5 protein-coding genes are annotated in these 4322 nt (G+C 69.4%); 3 read left to right on the top strand and 2 right to left on the bottom strand.

Annotated elements, in window-relative coordinates; genetic code table 11:
* Both ABT297_RS42680 and ABT297_RS42675 read left to right on the top strand, forming a co-directional pair.
* Positions 1-1120, top strand: a 1120-nt coding sequence (locus tag ABT297_RS42680; protein WP_350559828.1) for an MMPL family transporter, incomplete at its 5' end; no start/stop codon positions are given.
* A 251-nt stretch (positions 1121-1371) separates the two neighbouring features.
* On the top strand, positions 1372-2313 hold the full coding sequence (locus tag ABT297_RS42675; protein WP_350559825.1) for a hypothetical protein: 942 nt from the start codon (positions 1372-1374) through the stop codon (positions 2311-2313).
* Here ABT297_RS42675 and ABT297_RS42670 read toward each other — a convergent pair.
* On the bottom strand, positions 2300-2467 hold the full coding sequence (locus tag ABT297_RS42670) for a hypothetical protein (RefSeq protein WP_350559822.1): 168 nt from the start codon (positions 2465-2467) through the stop codon (positions 2300-2302). The genes ABT297_RS42675 and ABT297_RS42670 overlap by 14 nt on opposite strands.
* A 125-nt stretch (positions 2468-2592) precedes the next feature.
* Here ABT297_RS42670 and ABT297_RS42665 point away from each other — a divergent pair, with 125 nt between their 5' ends.
* The gene (locus ABT297_RS42665) at positions 2593-3552 is read left to right on the top strand and encodes a hypothetical protein (RefSeq protein WP_350559819.1); all 960 of its coding nucleotides are present in this window, start codon (positions 2593-2595) and stop codon (positions 3550-3552) included.
* Positions 3553-3669: 117 nt separating this feature from the next.
* Here the strand turns inward: ABT297_RS42665 and ABT297_RS42660 are convergent, their stop codons facing one another.
* Positions 3670-4050, bottom strand: coding sequence for a hypothetical protein (locus tag ABT297_RS42660; RefSeq protein WP_350559816.1), 381 nt, complete (start codon positions 4048-4050; stop codon positions 3670-3672).
* Positions 4051-4322: the final 272 nt, after the last annotated feature.

Here is a 4322-nt window from a genome sequence, read left to right as displayed (position 1 = left end):
CCGCACCGGCTCGCCCGACCCGGCCGAGAGCGGGATGTGGGCCCGCGTCGCCGACGGTGTGCGGCGCCGCCCGCGGCTGGTCCTCGCCGGCGTGGTGCTGCTCCTGGCCGGTCTCTGCGCCGGCCTGGCCGGCACGTCGATCGGTCTGTCGCAGACCGAGCAGTTCCGCACGAAGGTCGAGTCGGTCACCGGCGCGGAGGCCCTTGCCCGGCACTATCCGGCTGGCGCCGCCCAGCCGGTCACCGTGATCGTGGACGGCGCCGCCGCCGGCCCGGCCGCGGCCGCCGCCCGCGGGGTCGAGGGAGTCGCCCGCGTCGGGAGTCCGGAGCGCTCCGACGACGGCGCGCTGGTCACGTTCGACGTGGACCTCACCGCCGGGTCCGGCACGCCCGCCGCCGACCGGACCGTCCGCGACCTGCGGGCCGCGCTCGCGGCGCTGCCGGGCGCGAACGCGCTCGTCGGCGGCGCGCCGGCGGCCGACCTGGACGAGCGCGACGCCAACCTGCGCGATGACCGGGTGGTGGTACCGCTGGTGCTCGCCGTCGTCCTGCTCGTCCTCGTGGTGCTGCTGCGCTCCCTGGTCGCGCCGCTGCTGCTGCTCGCCACGGTAGTGGTGAGCTTCGCGGCCAGCCTCGGCGCGGCGAGCCTGGTGCTGCGCCACGTGCTCGGGATCCCGGCGCTGGGCACCGCGGTACCGCTGCTGGCCTTCCTGTTCCTCGTCGCGCTCGGCGTCGACTACAACATCTTCCTGGCCACCAGGGCCCGGGAGGAGGCCGCTCACGTGGGCACGCGGGCCGGTATGACCCGCGCGCTGGCCACGACCGGCGGGGTCATCACCTCGGCGGGCGTCCTGCTCGCCGCCGTCTTCGCCGTCCTCGGCGTGCTGCCGGTGATCGTGCTCACCCAGATCGGCGTCATCGTCGGCATCGGCGTCGTCCTCGACACGCTCGTCGTGCGCACTCTCGTCGTACCGGCCCTGGCGCTGCTGCTCGGCGAGGCGTTCTGGTGGCCGGCCCGGCCCTCGGCCCACACCGCACCCGAGCCGCCGGCTCACGCCGGGCCCGGGTCGGCGCCCAAGCTACCCGGCCGGGGCCTCGACCACGTCGGTCGGGAGCAGTGACCGGCCCTCAAGGCCTCGGTGAAGGGGGCCGGAGCGTTAGTCGGGATCCGGCGGACGTCGTCGCTGTTCCTCGAGGTCGTGCAGCGCTGCCCGTTCCTCGTCCTCGGTACCGCAACGCCACCGACCTGTCTCGGCACGGCTTGGGCCGCGGCCAGGCGCCTCGCGTCGTACGAGCTGTCGCTGGACCCCATGGCCTCGCTGAGCGGTCCCACCTCCGCGTTTCACGAGCTGAAGGTGCTACAACGTCGCACGTGAGTTTCTTCGGCACCTTCGTGCTCGCCCGATCCGACACGCTGCTGCCACATGTGCCCGGGATGCGGTCCGCGTTCGGCAGCCGGTTCGTGGCTGTGCACCGGTATGACAACGGCTGGCAACTGGCGCACCTGAATCCGCCGATGTATCACGAATGGCCGAAGATCCACGGCGGATCCGCACCCCTGGCCATAGCCACTGGAGCACCCACGCTGGCAGTAGAGATCAAAGAGAGTTACTGCCTGCAGTACGGCGGTGCAGCCCCCGACGGATCTGCGTGGCTGGCCCACTTCGCCAACACGGCGGAACGGACGGGTGGCACGTTCCGTGACCGCCTCCGCGCGGCCGGAATTCTCGATATCCCGCCCAGATCGACAGCGAAACGCTGCGCCTTTGATCACCACGAAGAGTGCACCGTGCCCTTGCCTGACGGCGCCGACGTGCCGGACGATGACCCGGCCGCCCTGGCCGACAGCCTGTCAAACTGGGCCGTGGCCGCTGGCCTGTCCGCCACGGCGAGCGGCATCACCGACGCGATCGGAACCCACACCGACGACGAAGCCGTGTGGGGGTTGATTGATGCCCTCGGTCTACATCTGGTGGAGACAGTCCACCCGCTGTTCACCTTCCGCGAGCATGACTGGTGGGACGCGTGGCGCATCGGCAGGGATGCCAGCCTGCGGGTCTTCCGAGCATGGGACGCCTACCGGGAAGGCGGCGAACTGGCCTCCTACGACCGGCCGCTGCCGGGCGCCGACGAGTTCGTGCGGTTTCTCGACCTGGTAGCAGCATCAATGTTCGGCGGCGGCCTCACGAAGGAAGAACTGCGCATCGAGGCCACCCGGTTGGTAGAAACCTATGCGAGCCCTAACCCGTCACATCTCCTCGCAGGCAGATCGACGGGCGGCGTAGTTGTGTGCTGTGTCGTCATGGTTTGGTGAGGCGCCACGTCGCTTCGGCGACGTCGTAGACCGCGATGCGGTCGACCCGCTGCGGGAGCGGGTGGGAGAGCCGCCACGGCTCGGACGTGGCGGAAAGGTTCACGGTGGCTGCGCTGCCGCCCCGGCGGCCGCTCCTCCAGGTCGTGCTCGTCACCGTCGAGGTCCACACCCGGCAGGCCCGGGATGATGGCCCGGGACCGGCCGTGAACAGGACGTCGTTACCGTCGCGTGTCTCAAGCGACGCAATACCAGCCGCAGTTACCGACTACGGTCGGGACCGTGACATATCCACCAAGCGGTGAACCCAGCGGAGATCAATACCTCGGCGGCCACCCGGCTCCGTCCGGGCCACCACCGACCGGCGTTTTCCCCAGCCAGCCCGATTACCAAGGCCAGCCGGCCGCTCCCGGCTACCCGCCGCAGTACGCATCGCCGCAATACCCGATGGCCCAGCCCGCCGGTTACCCGCCGCAGCCGCCGCCCACCCAGGGGTGGCAGCCTCCGCCGGCGCCCCAGGCCTGGCAGCCGCCGGCCGCGCCCCCGCCCACCGGCCCCCGCAGCTCGATGCCCTGGGTGCTGATCAGCGTGATCGCAGCGGTCCTGGTCTTCGCCGTGATCGGGGGTGCGGTGCTCATCTTCCTGATCGGCAAGCGCGAGCCGGCCACGCCGAGCGCCCAGCCGGCCGTGACCGCGGGCGTGCCCACCGCTCCCGGGCTGCCGAGCGATCGTCCACTGAAGTCCAGCGCCCCGCCCAAGGCACCGGCGAAGTACGGCGCACCGGGCGATCTCTGCTCGATCGACCTGAGCGCGCTCGGCCCGTACGCGGCCAAGAAGGAGAAGGCCACGCCGAACGTCCGCAACACCGGCGATGTCGCACGCTCCGACTGTGACTTCGAGCTGCGCACGTCCGCCGGGATGAAGGTGACCTTCGGAATCAAGACGCAGGTGTACTCGTCCGCCAAGGATGCCAAGGACTACTTCGACGCCGGTTACGACATGGACAAGAAGCGGTTCTTCGACACCGAGCTCAGCGGCCTGGGCGAGCAGGCGTACGGCACCAACCGGGACTGGGACGTCGGATCGAAGACCAGCGACTACACGATCCGCCTGGTCGACAGCAACCTCTATCTCACCGCGAGCCTGGTGACCTTCGGTAACAGCTTCGTGCCCAAGGACCAGCTCAAGCCGCAGGTGATCGACGAGGTCAAAGCGATCCTGGCCAAGCTGCCCGGCGCGTGACCCCACCACCGGCGCCATGAGCCATACCCGTGGGCGTGCGGGTCGCCGCCGCCACGGGTATGGCTGGATGGGCAGACCGGGCTCTGGAGCCGTTACCTCGCGAGTCGTCCCGGTCGGTCAGTTCGCGAAGTTCAGCGTCGCGGTCCTCGGGCATGACTGCCAGCACTTTAGCGTCGCCGTGTAGGAATTCCCGTACAGGCCAGGGATCCAGACGTCGGTGTCGCCCGTCTTGTAGGCATGGTCGTTGTTGTAGACGTACACCTTGGTCACGTTGTCCTGGATCGTCACCACGTTGGTGACTTGGTAGAGGTCGGTCGTCGCCAGGTGCATCACGTGAGTGCTGGACGAGCCGAGCGTCAGGTCGCAAGAGATTCCTGACCCGCTGATGTCCACAGGACGGCAGGACTTTCCTTGTGCAAGCGCAGGTGCTGCCGGGATCAGCGTGGCGGCCGCGGCAATAGCTGCCACGGAAAGCAGCGACACGATTCTGTTGCGCACATGTCCCCCGAAATGTCGGTGTAGCCGGCAATGGTCGGTATCGACGCCAACCGATATTCGAGGCATGGTCAACGGGCCGGTGCCTTGGTTGCGATCAGGCTGACGCCTTGCGTACCCGCTACGGCCTCGCATTCTTGCGAGGCCGGGCTGGTGATCCAGCCAGCGCCGCCGTCGCTCTCAGATGAGTTTCCACAGCGAGGCCGGCACCCGGCTGATGCTCGGAGCGTGTTACGACGACGAGGCGCCACGCATTCACGAGCTGGACTACAGCA

Source organism: Dactylosporangium sp. NPDC000555 (assembly GCF_040300025.1).
Taxonomy (GTDB): Bacteria; Actinomycetota; Actinomycetes; order Mycobacteriales; family Micromonosporaceae; genus Dactylosporangium.
This window is presented reverse-complemented; position numbering and strand designations above follow the sequence as displayed.